The sequence below is a fragment of the Pseudomonas sp. PK-RTE-24 genome, assembly GCF_054052265.1.
The window spans coordinates 2,995,522-3,015,124 of record NZ_CM133224.1; the positions used below are offsets into that span (position 1 = coordinate 2,995,522).

At 55.1% G+C, this 19,603-nt stretch carries 18 protein-coding genes and 1 pseudogene; 8 read left to right on the plus strand and 11 right to left on the minus strand.

The genetic code is table 11. The features are described from left to right. Positions 1–33: 33 nt before the first annotated feature. Positions 34–1,056 carry a transporter gene (locus ACV8MC_RS13445; protein ID WP_039758494.1) on the minus strand — a complete coding sequence of 341 codons (1,023 nt, stop codon included), beginning with the start codon at positions 1,054–1,056 and terminating at the stop codon, positions 34–36. Positions 1,057–1,332: 276 nt separating this feature from the next. Here ACV8MC_RS13445 and ACV8MC_RS13450 point away from each other — a divergent pair, with 276 nt between their 5' ends. Then, the gene (locus ACV8MC_RS13450) at positions 1,333–2,955 is read left to right on the plus strand and encodes a methyl-accepting chemotaxis protein (RefSeq protein WP_457262290.1); all 1,623 of its coding nucleotides are present in this window, start codon (positions 1,333–1,335) and stop codon (positions 2,953–2,955) included. 324 nt (positions 2,956–3,279) lie between these two features. On the opposite strand, the gene ACV8MC_RS13455 is transcribed toward ACV8MC_RS13450, so the two are convergent. Next, positions 3,280–3,585 carry a PepSY domain-containing protein gene (locus ACV8MC_RS13455; protein WP_030142484.1) on the minus strand — a complete coding sequence of 102 codons (306 nt, stop codon included), beginning with the start codon at positions 3,583–3,585 and terminating at the stop codon, positions 3,280–3,282. Positions 3,586–3,741: 156 nt separating this feature from the next. Next, complete coding sequence (locus tag ACV8MC_RS13460; RefSeq protein ID WP_457262291.1) at positions 3,742–4,869, minus strand: glycerophosphodiester phosphodiesterase; 1,128 nt, start codon at positions 4,867–4,869, stop codon at positions 3,742–3,744. Between the two features lie 219 nt (positions 4,870–5,088). On the opposite strand from ACV8MC_RS13460, the gene ACV8MC_RS13465 reads away from it, so the two are divergent. Further along, positions 5,089–5,415, plus strand: a complete 327-nt coding sequence (locus ACV8MC_RS13465) for a DUF2025 family protein (RefSeq protein ID WP_095181510.1) — start codon at positions 5,089–5,091, stop codon at positions 5,413–5,415. Between the two features lie 108 nt (positions 5,416–5,523). On the opposite strand, the gene ACV8MC_RS13470 is transcribed toward ACV8MC_RS13465, so the two are convergent. From ACV8MC_RS13470 to ACV8MC_RS13480, 3 genes are all read right to left on the minus strand, one after another. Beyond that, the gene (locus ACV8MC_RS13470; RefSeq protein WP_041479221.1) at positions 5,524–6,045 is read right to left on the minus strand and encodes a DUF1003 domain-containing protein; all 522 of its coding nucleotides are present in this window, start codon (positions 6,043–6,045) and stop codon (positions 5,524–5,526) included. A 114-nt stretch (positions 6,046–6,159) separates the two neighbouring features. Beyond that, positions 6,160–7,479 carry a methyl-accepting chemotaxis protein gene (locus ACV8MC_RS13475; protein WP_252884716.1) on the minus strand — a complete coding sequence of 440 codons (1,320 nt, stop codon included), beginning with the start codon at positions 7,477–7,479 and terminating at the stop codon, positions 6,160–6,162. Between the two features lie 232 nt (positions 7,480–7,711). After that, positions 7,712–8,320 carry a TetR/AcrR family transcriptional regulator gene (locus ACV8MC_RS13480; protein WP_056788030.1) on the minus strand — a complete coding sequence of 203 codons (609 nt, stop codon included), beginning with the start codon at positions 8,318–8,320 and terminating at the stop codon, positions 7,712–7,714. A 210-nt stretch (positions 8,321–8,530) separates the two neighbouring features. Here ACV8MC_RS13480 and ACV8MC_RS13485 point away from each other — a divergent pair, with 210 nt between their 5' ends. Next, positions 8,531–9,586 (plus strand): MBL fold metallo-hydrolase, encoded by a 1,056-nt coding sequence (locus ACV8MC_RS13485; RefSeq protein WP_310217856.1) that lies wholly within the window; start codon positions 8,531–8,533, stop codon positions 9,584–9,586. A gap of 37 nt (positions 9,587–9,623) precedes the next feature. Here ACV8MC_RS13485 and ACV8MC_RS13490 read toward each other — a convergent pair whose 3' ends face one another. Both ACV8MC_RS13490 and ACV8MC_RS13495 read right to left on the minus strand, forming a co-directional pair. After that, positions 9,624–9,941: a helix-turn-helix domain-containing protein gene (locus ACV8MC_RS13490; RefSeq protein WP_056788034.1), complete on the minus strand. Its 318-nt coding sequence runs from the start codon at positions 9,939–9,941 to the stop codon at positions 9,624–9,626. Positions 9,942–10,034: 93 nt separating this feature from the next. Next, complete coding sequence (locus tag ACV8MC_RS13495) at positions 10,035–10,802, minus strand: AraC family transcriptional regulator (RefSeq protein ID WP_457262292.1); 768 nt, start codon at positions 10,800–10,802, stop codon at positions 10,035–10,037. A 112-nt stretch (positions 10,803–10,914) separates the two neighbouring features. Between ACV8MC_RS13495 and ACV8MC_RS13500 the strand changes: the two genes are divergently transcribed. Continuing rightward, a complete protein-coding gene (locus tag ACV8MC_RS13500) occupies positions 10,915–11,730 on the plus strand; it encodes a sulfite exporter TauE/SafE family protein (protein WP_457262293.1) in 816 nt (271 codons plus the stop codon). Positions 11,731–11,807: 77 nt separating this feature from the next. Then, positions 11,808–12,497: a DUF6933 domain-containing protein gene (locus ACV8MC_RS13505; RefSeq protein WP_457262294.1), complete on the plus strand. Its 690-nt coding sequence runs from the start codon at positions 11,808–11,810 to the stop codon at positions 12,495–12,497. A 3-nt stretch (positions 12,498–12,500) separates the two neighbouring features. Here ACV8MC_RS13505 and ACV8MC_RS13510 read toward each other — a convergent pair. Together ACV8MC_RS13510 and ACV8MC_RS13515 are read right to left on the minus strand one after the other, a co-directional pair. Continuing rightward, a pseudogene (locus ACV8MC_RS13510) lies at positions 12,501–13,487 on the minus strand (hypothetical protein). A gap of 277 nt (positions 13,488–13,764) precedes the next feature. Further along, positions 13,765–14,274 carry a BRO-N domain-containing protein gene (locus ACV8MC_RS13515; protein ID WP_457262295.1) on the minus strand — a complete coding sequence of 170 codons (510 nt, stop codon included), beginning with the start codon at positions 14,272–14,274 and terminating at the stop codon, positions 13,765–13,767. Positions 14,275–14,848: 574 nt separating this feature from the next. Between ACV8MC_RS13515 and dcm the strand changes: the two genes are divergently transcribed. The 3 genes from dcm to ACV8MC_RS13530 all read left to right on the plus strand — a co-directional run bounded on the left by dcm (position 14,849) and on the right by ACV8MC_RS13530 (position 18,116). Next, positions 14,849–16,285 carry a DNA (cytosine-5-)-methyltransferase gene (dcm, locus tag ACV8MC_RS13520; RefSeq protein WP_457262296.1) on the plus strand — a complete coding sequence of 479 codons (1,437 nt, stop codon included), beginning with the start codon at positions 14,849–14,851 and terminating at the stop codon, positions 16,283–16,285. 147 nt (positions 16,286–16,432) lie between these two features. After that, on the plus strand, positions 16,433–16,900 hold the full coding sequence (locus ACV8MC_RS13525) for a very short patch repair endonuclease (protein ID WP_457262297.1): 468 nt from the start codon (positions 16,433–16,435) through the stop codon (positions 16,898–16,900). A gap of 136 nt (positions 16,901–17,036) precedes the next feature. After that, positions 17,037–18,116, plus strand: a complete 1,080-nt coding sequence (locus ACV8MC_RS13530) for a hypothetical protein (RefSeq protein WP_457262298.1) — start codon at positions 17,037–17,039, stop codon at positions 18,114–18,116. Between the two features lie 144 nt (positions 18,117–18,260). Here ACV8MC_RS13530 and ACV8MC_RS13535 read toward each other — a convergent pair whose 3' ends face one another. After that, positions 18,261–19,484 carry a type II restriction endonuclease gene (locus tag ACV8MC_RS13535; RefSeq protein ID WP_457262299.1) on the minus strand — a complete coding sequence of 408 codons (1,224 nt, stop codon included), beginning with the start codon at positions 19,482–19,484 and terminating at the stop codon, positions 18,261–18,263. Positions 19,485–19,603: the final 119 nt, after the last annotated feature.

The following is a 19,603-nucleotide window of genomic DNA, read 5'->3' on the forward strand; positions in this document are numbered from 1 at the left end:
CAGGGAGGGCTGTGTTGCGTGTGGGATTTGCGCTCAATAATCCCCGCGCTTGCGAAACGCCCAACGCCCGGCAATCACGGTGAACGTCGCCACCAGCGCGACCAGCACCCAAAATCCATGCGGGTCCTGCGACAGCGGTACACCCCCCACATTCATGCCGAAAAAACCGGCGATGATGTTGATCGGCAAGGCCAGCACCGTCACCACCGTCAGGGTGAACAGCGTGCGGTTGCTTTGTTCGTTGAGGTTGGCGGCGATCTCTTCCTGCAGCAATTTGATCCGCTCGCCGAGGGCGGTGAGGTCGTTGATGATCAGCGCAAATTCCTCGGTGGATTTGCGCAACTCCTTGACGTCCTCCTTCTGCAACCACGGCGGCGGACGATTGAGCAAGCGCAGCAACGACCCCGGCTCCAACGCCAGCAGCCGTTGCAGGCGCACCAGCACGCGACGGTTGGCGCCAAGTTCGGCGCGGTTGGTCGACAGGCGTGAAGACAGCAATTCGTCTTCGACCTGATCGACACTCAGGCTGGTCTTGCGCACGATCTGCGTCAGCACCTCACCTTGATCGCGCAGCAGATGCACGAGCAATTCCGAGGGCGAGCGAAAGCACTCGCCGGCCTTTACCGACGAGCGCAATTTATCTACCGAATGCAGCGGTTGCAGGCGCGCGCTGACGATCAGTTTGCTGCGCACGCAGACCCACAGCGTCGACACGTCGGAGGAGACCATGCTGCTGAGGTTGAACACCACATCGTTGACCACCGCCAGCAGCGCCGAATCGACATGCTCGATGCGTGTCGAACGCGAACCTTCGTGCAACGCCTCGAAAAATTCCTCGGGCAATTGCAGATGACTTTTCATCCAGCGCTCGCACGCGGCATGGGCCAGGTTCAGGTGCAGCCAGAGGAATTCGCCACTGTCGCTGTCGTCCTGCAAACAGCGCAAAGCCGTCGCCGAATCGATCTCGCGACCGCGCTCCCCGGGCAGAAAACGAAAGCCGTAGAGCAAGCCAAACAGGTCCGGGTCGCGATGGCTGATATCGAGGCTGTGGTTCATGGCGGCTCGCTGCGAGGAGGGTGTCTGGGGCAGGATTTTCAGGTTCACCGGAGCGGCATCATCGCAAGCTCACATGACCGTTTTGTGACAGCAAAATGACTGCAAATCAACGCGTTACCGGCTGTCGGAAGTTTCTCAAGGACGGCTCTGGCGCGCCGATCTCAGGTGAGTTAGGTTGCGCGCCATTGGCCTATGGCCATGGTACGTCGACAGGGAAGTCCGGCCATTTTTCACGTCCGCTCGGGCGTGCCTCATCCCTGCTTCGAGTACCTTGCAATGCTGCAAAAATCCCTGAGAGCGCAAATTCTCGCCCTGTTGAGCGGCAGTCTGCTGGCGATGCTGTTGATCGCTCTGGCCTGCTTTCATTTCCTCTCCAACGGCGTGCAAAGCTACAGCCAGTTGATCGCCGGCCCGCTGCACACTTCGCAACTGATCGATGAAGCCAACCTGCAATTCAAGGTGCAGGTGCAAGAGTGGAAAAACGTTCTGCTGCGCGGCAAGCAACCGGCGGATCTGGCGAAATACTGGAGCCAGTTCGAAGAGCGCCAGCGCGACGTGCAGAACATTCTCGGCGAACTCGCCAGCCAAAAAGGCATCGAGGCCAATCTCAAATCCCGCATCGAACGCTTGCGCGACGAGCATCGCCAGTTGGGTACTGCCTACCAGAAAGGCCGCGATGCCTACGTGGCTGCCGGTGGTGATCCGAGCGCTGGCGACGCTGCTGTCAAAGGCGTCGACCGCGCCACCAGCGAGCAGATGAGTGCATTGGTTGCCGAGCTGCGCGAGCAGGGTACCGCGCAGTCGGCATTGATCAGTGCCAGCGCTGACCGCACCGTGTGGCTGGGCCTGTTGGTGATGCTCGCGTCAGGCTTGTTGATCGGTCTGCTGAGCCTGTGGCTGGTCAGCCGCAACCTGATCGAGCCGATCCGCAACCTCATCGATTACGTCACCCGCTTGAGCCGTGGCCAGTTGGCTGAACGTGTTGTCAGCGAGCGTCGCGATGAGCTGGGCAACCTCGCCGCCGCAGCGAACACTCTGCGCGATTTTCTGGCGGACACCTTCACTCGCTTGCAACGCAGCGCCGGTGATCTGGACAGCGCCAGCGGCGAGTTGAACGCCATTGCCACGACCATGGCCGGCGGCACCAGCGAGCAATTCAACCGCACGGATCAAGTGGCCACGGCGATGAATGAAATGTCCGCCACGGCGCAGGAAGTCGCCCGTCACGCCGCCGATGCCGCGCGTGCTGCGGACGATGCCGATCAGTCGGCGCAGCAGGGTGAAAAGGTCATGCAGACCACCATCCATTCGATCACGCAGATGCGCGGCGAAATCGCCAACACCGCCACGGTGATCCGTCGCCTGGAAACCGACAGCGGTCGTATCGGCAAGGTGCTGGAAGTGATTCGTGGCATCGCCGAACAGACCAATCTGCTGGCGCTCAACGCCGCCATCGAAGCGGCGCGGGCGGGTGAGGCCGGGCGTGGTTTTGCCGTCGTCGCCGATGAGGTGCGCAACCTCGCTCAGCGCACGGCGGAGTCGATCATCGAGATCAACCAGATCATTCAGAACGTGCAGACCGGCGCTGTCGATGCCGCGCAGGCTATCGAGAGCGGCCAGGCGCGCAGTGATGAAAGTGTCGAGCAAGTCACCCAGGCCGGCGCGATGCTGGAGCGCATCACCTTGGCGGTGGAGGCGATTCGCGACATGAACCGTCAGATCGCCACAGCGGCAGAAGAGCAGACGTCGGTGGCCGAGGATATCTCGCGCAACCTCACTGAAATCACCGCGATTGCCAGCACCAACCTGGACAACGTGCAGCGCACCGAAAGTGCCAGTCAGAATTTGCATGGGTTGTCGGGGCAGTTGAATGAGGTGACGGCGCGGCTCAGTGCTTGATTTTGGGTGGTGGTTTGTCAGCCCCTCACCCTAACCCTCTCCCGGAGGGAGAGGGGACTGACCGTGTTGATTGTTCGAGATTCGCCGACCTGAAATGCCGAGGCGTACTCAGGCTGGTAGTCGTTTGTGATGGCTTTTTAATTTTGAGGCGAACTCAGGCTCCGAAATTTCCCCGATCTGCTCCCTTTCCCCCTCGCCCCCTTGGGGGAGAGGGCTGGGGTGAGGGGGATCGATTTCACAGACCACACAAAGTTTGCGCCCCAATCCGCAACCGCAAAAAAGCCGCACGATCGTTAAATCGTGCGGCTCTTCAACAGCGGTCTATCAAGTGTCTTGCTTGTTGCTCAGCACTTTACCGGTGGTGGCATCAAAGTCCACGTCGAACTCTTTGCCGTCAGCAGTTTTAAGTTCAACTTCATACTCATAACCATTGAAGTGGTTATCCAGGTCGGTGTCGGTAATCGTTGCGCCCGGGTGCAGTTTCAGTGCTTCGGCGTTCATCGATTCCAGCGACTTGATTTTGCCGTCCTTGACCAGTTGCGGGATCTGGTCGATGCGAACATCAGCCTGAGCCAGGCCAGCGGTGAGGGTCAGGGCAGCGGCGGTAAACAGGGCAGTCAAAGTTTTCATCGGTTCATTCCTTGGCAGTGCGTTGAAGTGGTTAATCTGTGTAAGTGGGCTCAGATTAACCAGCGCAACTTAATTCACCCTTAAATCTCTGCTCCGCGATAAAACTGCTCTTTGCGGGAGCGAGCCTGATCGTGAAGCAGGCGACTCGATTACAAATCAGAAACCGTTCTTCTTCAAAACATCGTCAATGCTGCCAGCCGCCGGACGCTTATAAAACTTCAACAGTTCACTGGCGCGGTTGGTAAAGATGCCGTCGACACCCGCGGCCATGACTTTCTCGTAGTCCACCGGCTCGTCGACCGTATAAACATGCACCAGCATGCCCTGATCATGGGTGTACTGATTCATCCATGGCTGCACCAGGTCGGAGTAACTCTGGTCACCACCATGGGTCAGCTTCGCCGAAGGGCCGGTGCCGATCGCGCCCTGGGCCTTGGCGTAATCGACCCATTGCTTGAATTCCGCTTCTGACTTCGGTTCCTGCTTGCCGTAGAAAACGTTTTTGTCTTTCTCGCCGGACGCGGCAAACGTCACCGCAGATTTAGGCTCGATGCTGCCTTCGCCGACCCACAACAGCAGGATCTTCGGCACTTGCGGCATTTCCTTTTCCAGCAATTGCAGGCTGTTCTTATCGAAGGTCTGCAGGATCACCTTGCCTTTGCCCTGACCGACGCCCAGCGCACTTTTCGCCAGTTTCGAACCGGCCGGGCTCAGCCAGCCGCGATCCTGCAGTTTTTCCTTCAGGTCATGTTCGATGCCGGGAAACAGCTGCGGCTCTTTGGTTTCGATGTACAGGCCCGGCTTGTGCTGCGGGTTGGCGCGGGCGATGTCGATGATTTCATCGAGGGTAAGAATTTTCAGCCCGGCGTAGGACGGGCGTGCGCGGTCAGGATATTTGCTGTTGAACCAGCTGCCGGCATCGAGGGTTTTCAGTTCGGCCATGGTGAACGCGGTGGCCGGGCTGTCCTTGCGCTCGGGGAATTTGCTGGCGACGTCGGTGGTGCGTTGCAGGTTGTCGTCGTGCAGGGCGAAGAGCACGCCGTCCTTGCTGCGCTGCAAATCCATTTCCAGGTAATCGGCGCCCAGGTCACGGGCCAGTTTGTAAGCCGCAGCGGTGGATTCCGGGGCATCGAACGACGCGCCACGGTGGGCAATCACCGCCGGATGCGGAATGCCATGGGCGGCAGCGATTGCCTTGGGCTCGGGGTGGCTGGCGGCATGCGCCTGACCGAGGCCGAACAACAGACTCAGCACCAGAGCGCTTCGGGTAAAAGTGGCAGGCATGGTCGAGTTCCTTTCGCAGGTTTTTTTCGAGACGTACCTTTTAACAATTGACGCGCCGCAGGGCTATCGCCAGACCGACATAAAGCGAGCAAAACGGAAATTTCCTGCACTTTTGTGGCGCTGTTTGCAGTACGCTTGCCCACGGCATATGCCCCGGCAGAGGGCGCGCCGCTACATTGCCCTGCGTGTAAACCATCATCATCTTTCGTGAGGTTTACCATGCGCATCACCTCCCAACTCATCTGCCAGGCCGCCGACGATCTCAAAGGCTTCGTCGGCCTCAATCGCAAGACCGGCCAATACATCGTGCGCTTCAGCGAAGATTCGTTCGGCATGGACGTCGCCGACGACGGCATCATCCCCGCCAGTGAATTCGTCTGGGCACCGCTGTCGGACACCACCATGACGCTCAAGCGCGAGTTGATTCAGTTGCTGCTCGATCAACACATCGACGACCGCATCAACATCACCGAGCCGTTGCGGGTTTACATGAGCAAGGTTGAAGTGCCGGAGATTGTTGCGGTGCGGAGTCTGGTGCGCGGTTGAAGTTTTGCTGTGTGGTTGCGGGCCTCTTCGCGAGCAGGCTCGCTCCCACAGGGATTTCGTGAACGCCACAGATCCAAGGTGGGAGCGAGCCTGCTCGCGAAGGCGACCTTAGTTCTGGCACACGTGAGCGTGCAATTCGCTGGTCAGTCCTTCGATGCGTTCGGTGAGGGTTTTCGTCATTTCGGTGAGGCGGGTGTTTTGTTCCAGCAATGCCAGCAATTGCGCGGAATTCTTCGCCGCCTCAGCCTGACGTTCGGTATTGGCCAATGCCAGAGCTTCGCGGTGCTGCGCATCGGCGTCGGCCTGCGCTTTGTCGCGCGCGGCCTGACGGGTTTGTGCGAGCAGGATCAATGGCGCGGCGTAGGCCGCCTGCAGGCTGAAGGCCAGGTTCAGCAGGATGAACGGGTAAACGTCGAATTGAGTCACGCCCCATACGTTGAGGCCGATCCATACCGCAACGATCAAGGTTTGCGCGCCAAGGAACAGCGGCGTGCCGAAGAACCGCGCAAAGGCTTCGGCGCGGAGGGCGAAGGCGTCGTTGCCGAAGGTCGTATTCAGGTGGGCGTGGGGGCGGTGGAAGCGTAGGTGATCGATCGGGGCGTTGGATACTTCGGGTTTTTCGTTATTCATGGGGCACTCGGCGGGGCTTGGGACGTGTCGTCACTATAGCTCTGCGTTGTGGCGGTCGACCTTCGCGGGCTGCCCACGAAGGTCGCGACGCGTTCTATCGACCCTGCACAAACCTCAATTTGGCACCCGCTCATTGGCAAACATGCTCACCGCATCCACCGCCTCACTGGCGCCGTCGCGAATCTGCAGAATCACCGTGCCGGCCTGATTGGCCAATTCCACACCTTCTGCGGCGCGGTCGCGGGTGCCTTGCATGCTTTTGATCGCTTGCCGCGTTTCACTCTGGATCAGACTGATCATGTTCGAGATCTCGGCAGTAGAGCCGCTGGTGCGCGCTGCCAGTTGCCGCACTTCATCGGCGACCACGGCAAACCCGCGACCCTGTTCACCGGCGCGTGCCGCCTCGATGGCCGCGTTGAGGGCGAGCAGATTAGTCTGATCGGCGATCGCGCGGATGGTGTTGACGATGGCGGTGATCTGCTCGGAACGGTCGCCCAGTTGTGCAATCAACGTCGAAGATTGGCTGATGTCCTCGGCGATTTCGCGCATTTCGCTGGCAGCCTGCTGAATCACTTGCGTGCCTTGCTCGGCGACTTTTCGCGTTGCTACCGAGATGTGGTAAGCGGTGCTGGCACTGCGCGCGTCCTGCTCGTGCTGCTCGACACGGGCGGTGACGTCAGACGCGAACTTCACGACTTTGTACAAGCGCCCCGAAGCGTCGTACACCGGGTTGTAATTGGCCTCCAGCCAGACGATCTGACCGCGCTTATCCACGCGCTCGAACTGCCCGTGGAAGAACTCGCCCTGATTCAGGCGGCGCCAGAAATCCTGATAGGCGCCGCTGTTGACCAGCGCCGGCGTGCAGAACAGGCGGTGATGCTGGCCCTTGAGCTCTGCGAGGCTGTAACCCATGCGCGTGAGAAAATTCTGGTTGGCGGTAAGAATATTGCCGTCGAGATCGAATTCGATCACCGCCATCGCGCGATCGATCGCCTGCAGCTTGGCGTTGGCCTCGTTCTCCTGCTGCACCTTGGCGGTGACATCCATCGCGTACTTGACCACTTTGATCACCCGTCCCGACGCATCCTTGATCGGGTTGTAACTGGCCTCCAGCCAGATCGGCTGGCCTTTGCTGTCGACCCGTTCAAAAGTGCCGGACTGGAACTGACCGTTTTTCAGGCGCGACCACAACTCGGTGTATTGGGCACTGCGCCCGAACTCAGGTGTGCAGAAATGCCGGTGCGGCTGACCAATCGCTTGGGCAGCCGTGTAACCCATGGTCTTGAGGAAATTGTCATTGGCACGCAACACCACGCCATCAAGATCGAACTCGATCACCGCCATCGAACGGTCGATCGCTTCGAGCATTGCAGCTTGGTCAAAAACGGTGTGTTGCAGTTCAGCGAGGGCGGCTTTCTGGCGATTGAAAAACATGCTTGCGGTACTCGGGAAGTGGGGAAAATCAAAAGAATTCAGTCCCTATTCCTGCGCCGGCAAACCGAAATGCACAGGCGGCATTCGGTGGTGACTGCTCAATGCCAACGTTCCGTTACTGGCAGATGGCTACTTATACAAAACTTAATAAAGTTGTACAAGAAAGTAATTTTTCGCGAGTTTGTATAACTTTTTACGAAATTAGTTGTACACGGCTCGACGAGCCGGTGATTCACCGCTGATACAGTGCCAGGAACATCGCCAGCGCCGACTCGGCAACTGCATTCTGCGCGTCTGGATCAAGGGCCGCGCGACCCAGCGAGATCTGCGGCCAGAACGCGAATGCCTTGAGCAAACCTTGTACTTGATGCGCGGCAAATTCCGGATCCACCGGTTTGAGCCGTCCGTCGGCTTGCGCCGCGCGTATCCAGACGGTCAGGCCTTCCTCGCGCTCGCCCATGCGCTCGATCATGTTCTGTGCACGTTCGGGGGAATGAATGGTTGCGGCAATCGCTACCCGGGCGAGGGTGAGAAAATTCTCGTCAGCCATCATCTGCACTTTTTCTCGCAGCATCTGGCGCAATTGCTCGTGCAGCGGTTGCTCGCGGTCGTAGCGCACCGATGGTTCGGCGATGATCCGCGCCCACAACTGATTGAGGATCTCGGCGAACAGCTCTTCCTTGCTGGGGAAGTGGTTGTACACCGTACGCTTCGACACGCCGGCCGTAGCGGCGATCTTGTCCATGCTGGTGATTTCGAAACCGTGGGCACGGAATTCGGAGATGGCCGCCTGGATGATGGCTTCGCGTTTACGGTCAGTGAGGCGTTGTGGAGCGGTCATGAGCGGGCTTCGGCAGAGAGGAATGAAATTACACTCGGCAGTTTACTTGGCGTCGGCTTTGATGCAACCTAGAAACTACACCGCTCAGTGTAATGTTGCGTTAATCCTCGCACCTTACAAACCAGAGCGTTTGGCCCTTGCGTGCAGCTTGGCCATTTTCATTTCCCATGGAATACCGTGCAGCACACGGTTTTTCGGAGTCGTTCAGTCATGGCCAATCCAGTCTCTCTCCCGGATAACACTCCCACGCCTGAAGCCTCGCGCCAGGATCAAGGGCTGTTTCGCAATCATGCGCCGGTGCAGCGCGAAGGGCTACGCAAAATGCTGCGGATCATGTGGAGCATGATTTTCCACAAACCGCGCAACACCCGTCCGACCGCCGCCATTCCTGTGCAGCCGCTGACCCGTGAAGATCTGCTCGCAGCGCCCAATCACAGCGTTTACCGCTTGGGGCACTCGACGCTGTTGCTTAAGATGCGCGACAAATTCTGGATCACCGACCCGGTCTTCGCCGAGCGCGCCTCGCCGGTGCAATGGGCGGGTCCGAAACGTTTTCATCAGCCACCGATCAGCATCGACGAACTGCCACCGATCGAAGCGGTGATCCTCTCGCACAACCATTACGACCATCTCGACTACGAAGCGGTACTCAAACTCGCCGCCAAAACCACTTACTTCCTGACTCCGCTGGGCGTGGGCGACACCCTGATCAAATGGGGCATCGACGCCAGCAAGGTGCGCCAGTACGACTGGTGGCAGGGCACCGAAATCGCCGGTGTCCGCTTCATCGCAACCCCATCGCAGCACTTCTCCGGCCGTGGCCTGTTCGACGGTAACAGCACGCTGTGGGCGTCCTGGGTGATGATCGACGCCGACACACGAATCTTCTTCAGCGGCGACAGCGGTTACTTCGATGGCTTCAAACGCATCGGCGAACAATACGGCCCGTTCGACCTGACCCTGATGGAAACCGGCGCCTACAACGTCGAATGGCCGCACGTGCACATGCAGCCGGAAGAAACCCTGCAAGCCCACATCGACCTCAAGGGCCGCTGGCTCTTCCCGATCCACAACGGCACCTTCGACCTGGCCATGCACGCCTGGCACGAACCCTTCGACCGCATCCTTGCGCTTGCATGGGAACGCAGTATCGCGATTACCACACCGCGAATGGGGGAGGCGTTCAACATTGCGCATCCACAACGGGGGAGTGCGTGGTGGATGGCGGTTGAAGAGGAGAGTGATGCGGTGGTACAGAACGCATGAATCCGTTCAGTTGGTGAGGGGCGTCCCCCTCGCCAGCTTAATCAGCCATCGCAAAATCCCCACGCCCCACCGATTCCCCTGCCATACCCTGCGCCCTGACACTGCGCCCCGGTGCGAACCCCGGAAAGAACACCAACCCCTGCGCTTCAAACCGATAAGCCAGTGCCAGTCTCGCGGCGTCCGCCACGTCCTGCTGCGCTTCGAACCGCTGGATATCTGCCACCGCCACCTCGGCCTCGCGCGACAGTTGTTCAACGCTCCAGCCCAGCATGGCGCGGGCCTGGACGCAGTGGGTCGGGGTGAACTGGAAAAGGGCAATGCGTTCGAGGACGTGGTTCATCGCAAGAGAGGCCATGGTGTGCTCCGGGCTCAAAAGTGCTGATTGAAAATGTACTGTGTTTTTGTACAGTTGTTTTCGGCCGGGATCAAATGCATTTTTCGAGTTTGCCTAGTTCTTCGGCTCCAACCAGACGGACGGTGCCTGTCCCAGCACTCGCCGAAACATCGTCGAAAACGCCGCCGGGCTCTCGTAGCCGAAGTCCAGGGCAATCCGCGTCACCGCTTCCCCCGCCGCCAACCGTGCCAACGCCTGCACGACGCACGCCTGCTGGCGCCACTGACGAAAGCTGAGCCCGGTCTGCTGCCGAAACAATCTGTTAAAGGTACGCAAGCTTATGTGTAACTGGTCGGCCCAATCCTGCGGCGATTGATGGGTATTGGGCATGTTCAGAAAGGTCTGACACAGACTGAGGAGCTTTCCTCCGGCGGGCATGGGAATGTGTAGGGCAAGGGGCGCGCTGCGTGCCAGTTCATGCAACAGCAAGTTGATCAGCACACCGTCGCGTCCGGCCTGGTCGTACATCAGTGGCACGTCCACCGCTTCCATCAGCAAATGCCGCAGCAGCGGCGACACATTGAGCACTTGGCAGTCCGGCCCCAATTCCACGTTGCCCGGTTCGATGTAAAGGCTGCGCGTGCTCACCCCGAGCATCAACACCTCATGGGCCACGCCCGGCGGAATCCACACCGCGCGTTGCGGCGGAACCACCCAATTACCGTTCCGAGTGCTGACCTGCATCACGCCGGTGGCGCCGTAGAGCAATTGCCCACGGCGATGCGTATGAAACGGGAGTAGGTGGCCGTGGGAATAATCGGTACCGATGGCCACAACCGGGCGAGGCGTGTCATCAAGCTGATTGATCGAAATATTGCGCATCGGGCGTGTTCCAGCGATTGGCGTAAACGCGAACATTATTGGCCCAACTACTGAAGCCGGCCAGTGCATCACGCTCTAATGTCCTGGGCTCCCCCGATCCTGGACGCCCACCATGTTCTACCTCCTGCTTACGCTGTTCGGTTGCCTCACCGGCATCAGCGCCGTGCTCTTCGGTTTCGGCGGCGGCTTTGTCATCGTGCCGCTGCTCTATCGCATGCTCACCGCCAGCCCCCCAGCCGACGACCCCATCGCGCATTCGGCCATGCACATCGCCGTGGCCACCTCGACCTGCGTGATGGTCGTCAACGCCCTGATCGCCACACGCAAACACCAGCGCGCTGGCAATCTGCTCCGGGAATACCTCTGGCCATTGGGCGGGTTTATCGGCGTAGGCGCGGTCGTCGGCGCCATCGCTGCGATGTGGGTCAGCGGTCAAGTGATCCGCTACGCCTTCATCGCCTACCTAGGCGTGACCATCGTCGATTGCCTGCTGCGCCGCGGATTTCTCACCCAGTCCCAAACCACATTCCCACGGCGACTGACCTCAACAGAAACATCCGCCGGCGGCGTAGGCATCGGCGCCATCGCGACCTTCCTAGGTGTAGGAGGAAGCGTCATGACCGTGCCGCTGCTGCGCCGCTGCGGGCTGAGCATGTCGCAAGCGACGTCCATGGCCAATCCGCTCAGCGTGCCGGTGGCGTTGGCCGGCACACTGACGTACATGGCGCTGGCCGGTTTCACCGGGGCTGATCTGGGGGGTTGGTATATCGGGTATGTCGATGTGCTGGCGTTTGCGCTGCTGACGGTTGGCTCGTTGCTGGGGATCAGATTGGCTTCGCGATGGATTGGGCGGATACCGGATCGGCTGCATGCCTGGATCTATATTGGTTTGCTGATCGTGGTGCTGCTGAGCATTTCGCTCAAATGAATCGTTGATTGGCGCAGGCGAAAGAAATCAGAATCAGCGGCAGAGCGTTGTCCTCCAGTCTTCAGCAGAGAACCACGATGTTGATCTTCAATTGCACCGAAGCCGCCAGTAAGTTTTTCAGCCGTGTCCATAAAGGCAAAACGATCACGCCGGTGGACACCAAACCGCCGTCATCAGTTATTGAGGATGATGAGCTGAACGGCGCGGACGAACAGTGGTTGGTTCATGCGATCACTGTGCAGCGCAAACATGCGTTGTTGGTCCTGCACATCAAAACCCGCTATTGCGTGATCCTGGCCGATGCCAAAAAGGCCGACGCCGAAGGGTTTGTAGCGTGGTTTAACGAGCGTTGGCGCGAAGGTCTGATCCGCGATGCAATCAATCATGACCTCATGCAATGGGTTGATGCGGGGACAATGACCGATCGTCTCGAGCTGAGTCGCGAGTATCGTTTTTATCGCCGTGGCCATCGCAGCGCACAAAAGCACATCGAACAAGTCGCCTGGTTTTTCGAGGATTGCGCGGCAGAGTGGGGCTGTTTGCCCCAAGGCGAACGTGCAGCTATCGGTTTCGATGCGCGGATGAACTCGCAAATTCGAAACACCAAGGACCGAAAAGATTACTTTCGCCCTGATGAAGAAATGCTCGCTCATTGGCTGCGCCAGTATTGCGGAGTGGAAGATCTGGGCGTTCAGGCTGCAGTTGAGCGACGCAGGGAGGCGGAGCGGGAGATTCGAGCGTTTGAAGAAGGGGCACGCATCAACTGAGCGTCACTCCAACCCCGGCGCTTCACGAATAATGAAGTGATCCAGGTTCTCGATATTGGCATTGAAGACCTCGAAAGGTTTTTCGGGGTTCTTCTTGCCGGGCACCTGCTTCAACTCCGGCGTCACCCCATAGAAGAAACAGAACAACGTCTTGTCGCTATCCACCGCGTGCTTGATCTCCTCCAGAAAGGCCTTGCGCTTGCGGTAGTTGTCGATCAGCTTCTTGTTCAGATAAACGCTGACCGGATACGGCTTCTTCTTGCTGTCTTCGGGTTTCTTGAACCAGACCTTGTCCTCGAAATCGATACGAAAACTGGCACTGTGGAAGTCCTCGATCTTCTTGATCCGCCCCCAGTAAATCAGCCCCTTGTTGTCCGTCAGATACTCGATCTTCTTGAAGAACGAACTGTACGGCGCCGAATGCTCGCCGACCTTCAACGGCATCCGCTTGAGCAACTCCTTGTCCGCGAAGTTGGAAACAAAACACTCCACCGGATGCGCAAACACACTGGTCTTGTCCGGCGCCGACTCACGACCCGCCGACTCTTTACCACTGTCCGCCGCCACCCGCACCGGATCATCCCGCAACACATCCGCCGCCCCCGCTGGCGCGACAGGCTTGCGCACATACTCACGCCGGGTCAGTAACAACTCTGATGGGAAATGTTCCTCACGACCGTCATCCGCTTCGCCATCCGCCGTTTCAACGCCCGACGCCGAAGCCTTCAAACTCACATACGGACAACCCGCCACATGCTGCGTCGTGGGCAGATTCTTGAAGTGCGGCGTGCGCAGGTAATTCACATTCTTCGCGTTGAACGTACCCAACTCGTTGGAAGCCTCGAACGCCGGGCGACAGGCATCGTTGGGGCACAGGAAGTGTTACTTCGCCGAGTCAAACGCCACCGTCTCATCGAAATTGAGATCGCGAACATCATAGATCGACAACTTGTCGTCGAGGCTGAGGCAGTAGGCGAGATCGAATTTCATGGTGGGGCTCGGATCCTTGAGTGGGGGAGGGATATTAATAGCGGGAGGCGGCGCGGGTTGCACTGATTGTTTTCAGGATGATGCGGAATCTGAGGGAGTCAGCCTGCTGGCGAATTGGTGGTATCAACTCAATACCGAATCCAGATACCCGCCCGGCAGCAATACGTTTCAAATATGGTGAGGGGATTTATCCCCGATGGGCAGCGAAGCTGTCCCAAGGACTTTTAGCCACAAAAAATCCGCTGCTTGAAAATTCAAACAGCGGATTCTGAAACCATCAGCCACCACGCAACAATCGCGAAGCCTTACGCCACCAGGACTCATGACGATTAAACGGATCATTCGCCAACAAACAAGGCATATCCCGCAACCGAATCCACGGCTCATCCTGCCAGTGCAACGTACTTAGCGACATCTGCGGCCAGCTCAAAACACTCAACGTCGGCCGCTCGACAGAACGTGTCGGACGAGCATCACGCAGCGTTGGCACAACCTGAAGCGTCATCCACTCACGGAGCTGTCGGTACTCAGGACTGTAGTGATAAATCAGCAAGGCGTACACGCCGGACTCACTCACCATCCACTGATCTTCTGTTTCGCCAAAAAGCTCCACGCACATCAACTGACGCTGATCGGCATCGAGTTTGCGTAGCTGGCGCTCATCAAGATGTTTGCCCATCAACCGTCCAAGATCATGGACGTAGAACCACACCTGGTTCTCAACCAGAACGGCATGCAGGTGCGTTTTGTTGCGAGTAAATCGAGTCGGTAAAAGTGGCTCAGACATGGCGAGCCTCCGGGGTCGGAAGCGACGAGGGCGTTGTACGGGTACAGCGATTCACCTTCATCATGAAGGTTTGATATTCAGGCATTTCCATTTACCTCTGGCTGCTTTCTTAGGGCATTTCGTTAGGGTGTCGGGAGCTAAGAAACCCACCAGAGACGGGCCGGACATATTCCCCTTTCGGGTCTTGTATTCGCCCACTCCCGACATAACGGGATTTTTCGCAGGCGTAGAGATACCGCAGACGAAAAAAAGCCGCATGACTGTCGGGTGCGGAGGACCGCTCTGGTTTGTAGAGTTTCTTAGGCTCGGAGCTGAGGGTAGGGGCATCAGGGATGGTCGTCAACCAGCGACTTTTCCTACCGTTCCCGAGGCGAAAGGAAACCTGGACAAAGACGCAGAGTAATTTATGCTGTCTATATATCCAGTACTTGATCGCCATTGAATCCCCCTGCACCCATATCCGTGTCGCCACGACCCATCTCACGGAATCCAGGGAATTTCATTTACTTTGAAGTTTTGCGGGCTAGAATGGTGACCATTCGTCACAGCTTTGACCCAGAGGAATTTCGGGCTCATGAATCTTTTTGAAACACCGTCTTTTGAATCCTTGAGCGAAGCAACCTCGGGTTCGTACGAGCCTGATACCCATCCCGTAACTGACCTGGCGCTACTGCACAAGCTGTTGGAGATCTACGACCAAGGGCAGTTGGCCGAAATTCTCAACGATGTAAGTCCGAGTCATTGGTGCCGTGAAACCATCAATCGCTGGATCAAGGGAAAGGCTTCGCCGAAGCTCTCTCACATTGAATTCACTCGTCTGAAGGATCTTCTGCCCAAGCGCTTGAACCACAAACCTTCATTCACCTTTATTGATCTCTTTGCCGGCATTGGCGGTATCAGGAAAGGGTTTGAAGCCATCGGTGGTGAGTGCTTGTTCACATCCGAATGGAACAAGTACGCCGTTAAAACGTACAAGGCAAACCACTACTGCGACCCTGCTCGTCATCGCTTCAATCTCGATATCCGCTCGGTCACGCTTTCTGACAAGCCCGAAATCAGTGATGAGGAAGCTTACAAGAATATTGATCGCGAAATTCCTGACCACGATGTCCTGTTAGCAGGATTCCCCTGCCAGCCGTTTTCGCTTGCAGGTGTTTCCAAGAAGAACTCCTTGGGCCGCAAGCATGGTTTCGAATGTGAGACTCAAGGCACCCTGTTTTTCGACGTGGCGCGCATAATTGCCGCGAAACGCCCGGCCGCTTTTTTGCTTGAAAACGTGAAAAACCTTAAAAGCCATGACAAGGGCAATACGTTCCGGATCATCTGCGAAGCGTTGGATGAACTGGGCTACGAGGTTGCAGATGTAAATGCGCCTAAGGGGTCAGATCCCAAGGTCATAGATGCCAAGCACTTTGTGCCGCAGCATCGTGAGCGAATCGTGCTGGTCGGCTTTCGCCGTGATCTCAATGTTCACCAAGGATTCACCCTGCGCGACATCAGCAAGCTCATACCAAAACAGCGACCTAGCTTCGGTGATCTGCTCGATAAGGACGTGGACGAGAAGTACATCCTCACCCCGAAGCTTTGGGACTATCTTTACCGGTATGCCGAGAAGCATCGTGAGAAGGGTAATGGCTTTGGCTTTGGTTTGACTCGTCCAAACGATGTCGCCCGTACGCTGTCGGCGAGGTACCACAAGGATGGTTCGGAAATCCTGGTCGACCGCGGGTTTATGGATACCTTGGATTTCAACAGTGAATTGAATCAGCTTAATCGCCCACGCCGATTGACTCCGCATGAGTGCTCGCGCCTGATGGGTTTTGACAAGCCGGGGGAAAGCAAATTTGTAATTCCTGTATCCGACACCCAAGCGTATCGACAGTTTGGTAACTCAGTGGCAGTCCCGGTTTTTGAGGCTGTAGCTCGGTTGATGAAGGATCGGATATTGGCCGCGAAGGAAAAAAACGCAGAAGAGGAACGACCGCAGTTGGAGTTTGCTCTTCCTGAGTAAGGAGAGGCATCTCCATCCAAGGTTTGGAGTAATTTTTTCTCGTCGACTCCCTCCACCAATGCATTAGATAGCTCAACGCGACCCTTGAGTTTGAAGTCCCCAAGGGTATACAAAGGAATTGAGTTATCGAGTGCATGGAGGTGATGCTTGGTCGATGTTGTAGATGCCGCGACCCGATCCCGAATGATGTCTGGTATTAAAGGTAAAAATACCAGGCCAGAGGTTTCGATCCGAAAGGCTTTACATGCCCGTGGGTTTCGTTACCGCATACACGCCAATAATCTTCCCGGTAAACCTGATCTGGTACTACCAAAATACAAAGCTGTGGTGTTCGTTCATGGCTGCTTCTGGCATGGACACTCTTGCAAGTATTTCAAAGTCCCAAAAACCCGCGCAAATTTTTGGTTGGATAAAATTGGAAAAAACCAAATCAGAGATAGTCTGCAGGTCGCTTTGCTGATAGAGCAAGGATGGAGGGTTGCTGTAGTTTGGGAATGCGCAGTAAAAAATAATAAGAATGGACGCTCTAATTTGTTAATCGATTCAGTCGCGGATTGGTTGTTAAGCGATAGTGGTTATTCCGAATTTGATGAGAATAGTGTTTTTGAATTATAAGTGGGGGTAGTGGTGTTCATGCTATTAAAGGTGTTGCAATGCTCTAATGGCGTAGTTTTTTTGGTTTTGTAAAATTTTCTTTCAAATTTTTTATGATTTAGGTAAATTGCTTCTTTTGGTAGCAGAGTGCCATTGTATGCAGACTCCATTTGGGTTGCTTTCAGATCTTGATCTGAAAAAACCACGTACCATTCTGGAGATTCTTTCGTTTGATAAGCATCAAATAGCGGAAGGTATGATTGTTGAGAGTATCTTCGAACAGGTGATAGATAAGATACCTGAGGAAATTGGCGCTCAGAAAGTATCTGTCCTAGATGTTGAAACATATATCACAAGAGAGGCGGATTTTAATACCGTTAATGCCTTTGTTTGGGAGCGTTCACGAAGGCCAGGCCTTGGAAGGTATCTAAAGGCTCTTGAGAGAAAATTTAACGTATATTTGGTAAGGTTTGATAATGCCAAAAGAGTATTCAGGGTCTGCAGTATAAAAGAAGGTGCTAGATGTGGTGAGTGGCTGGATATAGAAGAGTTTATGCTGGCTTTGGGCAAAACAAAGTTGCATGAATATGAGGTTGACGAATCGGTTCGATGTGAAGAGCGCCAGTTGTCTGCGTTTTGGGGATATTTGCAAGGTGTGCATGGAGGGGGATTGGCAGCCCAAGTAGCGCTTCCAAGATTGTTGGTAAATTGGGGGATATATCCTTGGTATAAGTTCGTTTGGAATATTGATAGAGTTCTACTGGTTGGAGATCAGGTATGGGTCTTGGAAGTGAAACATAAATTCCCCTATGGGAAAAATGGTGGTTTGAAGTTTGGTTTGAATGATGGTGAGGCATATGTTCTTAGAGATGTTGTTGACTGCGGAATAAAAGCAATTCATGTGGTTATTGTTAAGCCGCAGTGGGATGTAGACGTGAGCTCGTTAAATTTGTTGTCCGAATTTAAAGTGAGGGAGCGTGCGCTCGTTGTTGGGATGCTCGTCGATGGTATATATATACGAAATATTTTGGCTAGGCAGTCAGAGACATCTGGGGGGAAAACGGTTATTAGCGGGAAGGGTCGAGTAAAATTTAAGCCTCTTCGTGTTGGAGAATTTTCAATTATTGGATCTTTGGCAGAGCCAAATCTTGGTGCGGAAGTTTTGTCTGGGTACTTTCGAGGCGATGTGGGGGAAGTGTGTACTGAAGATGGGTTGCTTGCATTGCGAATGACCTGAGGTTTTAAGTTGTTTGGTTAGTGTGGTGTGCTAGTGTGAATTTTTTGTCGAATTTTAGGTGGGGGCGGTTTTAGGTATCTTTGGAAGCAATTGATCCAAGTGTATAGGTGCACTTTTAAAGTTAGCGCACCTTTTTGTAAAATTTTATTGTTTTTGTGGAAAGGCGCTTTGGATAAAAGAAATATAGCTGCTGACATCCATTACCCACTCCTGCTGAGTGGCGGTATAGGTTGATAACATCTTCTTTGGCACTACGAGCTGAAGGTTCAGGCTTTCCATTTCTTTTGTTTGATGTGCACTTATTGCTGGCTCTAGTGTAAGTAGATGTTTTTTCTTGATTCGAGCTGCCTCCGCTAATACTTGCCTCCAACGATCTTTGCAGCTCGACTTTGATGCGAGCATTATTAGCTTCTCTGCCGGGAAAAGACTGTCGTGGTATTCGATGCTGCCAGGAAATAAAAAGTCTACTTTGGTTCTGTTTTCAGTGGTTGCCTGTCGTTCAAAGGGTATCTTGTGTGCATCAAAGATAGCGGCCAAGTGATGTTCAAGTGCATGCCCTACCCTAGATTTTCTGCGATTCTGAACGCTTAAAGAAAAGCTAATAAAGTGGTCTACGCTTTCGAATCCAGTGTTTAGTTGTTTTTGAACTATCTCTCGTTCTAGGGTGCGAAATAGAATTTCTTCATGCTCCATCCATGCGGTCAAGGCTTCATCTGGATCTAAAAGTGGGTCGACTTTCTGTTTGCAGGTCTTTCGCGCGAAACTACTAAAGATCGTGGTTTTTGGATAAAGTAAGCCGAATTTATTAATTAGCTTTTTTAACCATGCTTTTTCATCCAGGCGAACTTCTAATCCTAGTGATTCCAAGATCATGGCTTCAGCCATAGATACGCAGCGATGTCGATCGACCGGTTGAACATTTAGGTCGTCATCATTTGGCATCATATCTATATCGAAGAGCCATTTCAGTTGACGTTCCGCAGTGGATTCTGGTGGAGCAATAATTACCCAAACAGTATTGTTTGGTTGTTTAGCAAAAATGCAGAAGTCACCTTCTGCCATACGTGAGGTGACAGAGTTTGCAGGGTAATAAAGACGAAACTCTTGGCCCTTACGCTTGGTCTTTCGTCTTGGGTCATACCAACTTAAGCGTCCCGATGCTCGAAGTGGGTCGTCGCTCTCGTCACTGTCATCAAGATAGAGAAACTCTCCGTCGAAATGAGTGATCGTCATGCCCGGGTTTTCTAGAATACTAATTAGTTTGTTTGAACCGATCTCATGTTGATTAGAGGTGCCAGAAGTCTTTGTGTCGACTCTGGAAAGATATTTGTAGGCTACACCAGTGAAATATTGTCGAAGGTCTTCCATGCGGTTTCCATCTTGAATAGTTGGTGAAGTTAATCTGTTAATTGCGCTCAGCGATATTCGGTTGCTTCTTCGTGCATGCAAACTATATTTTGAGTTCCACATAAAAAAGCCTTGAGAAT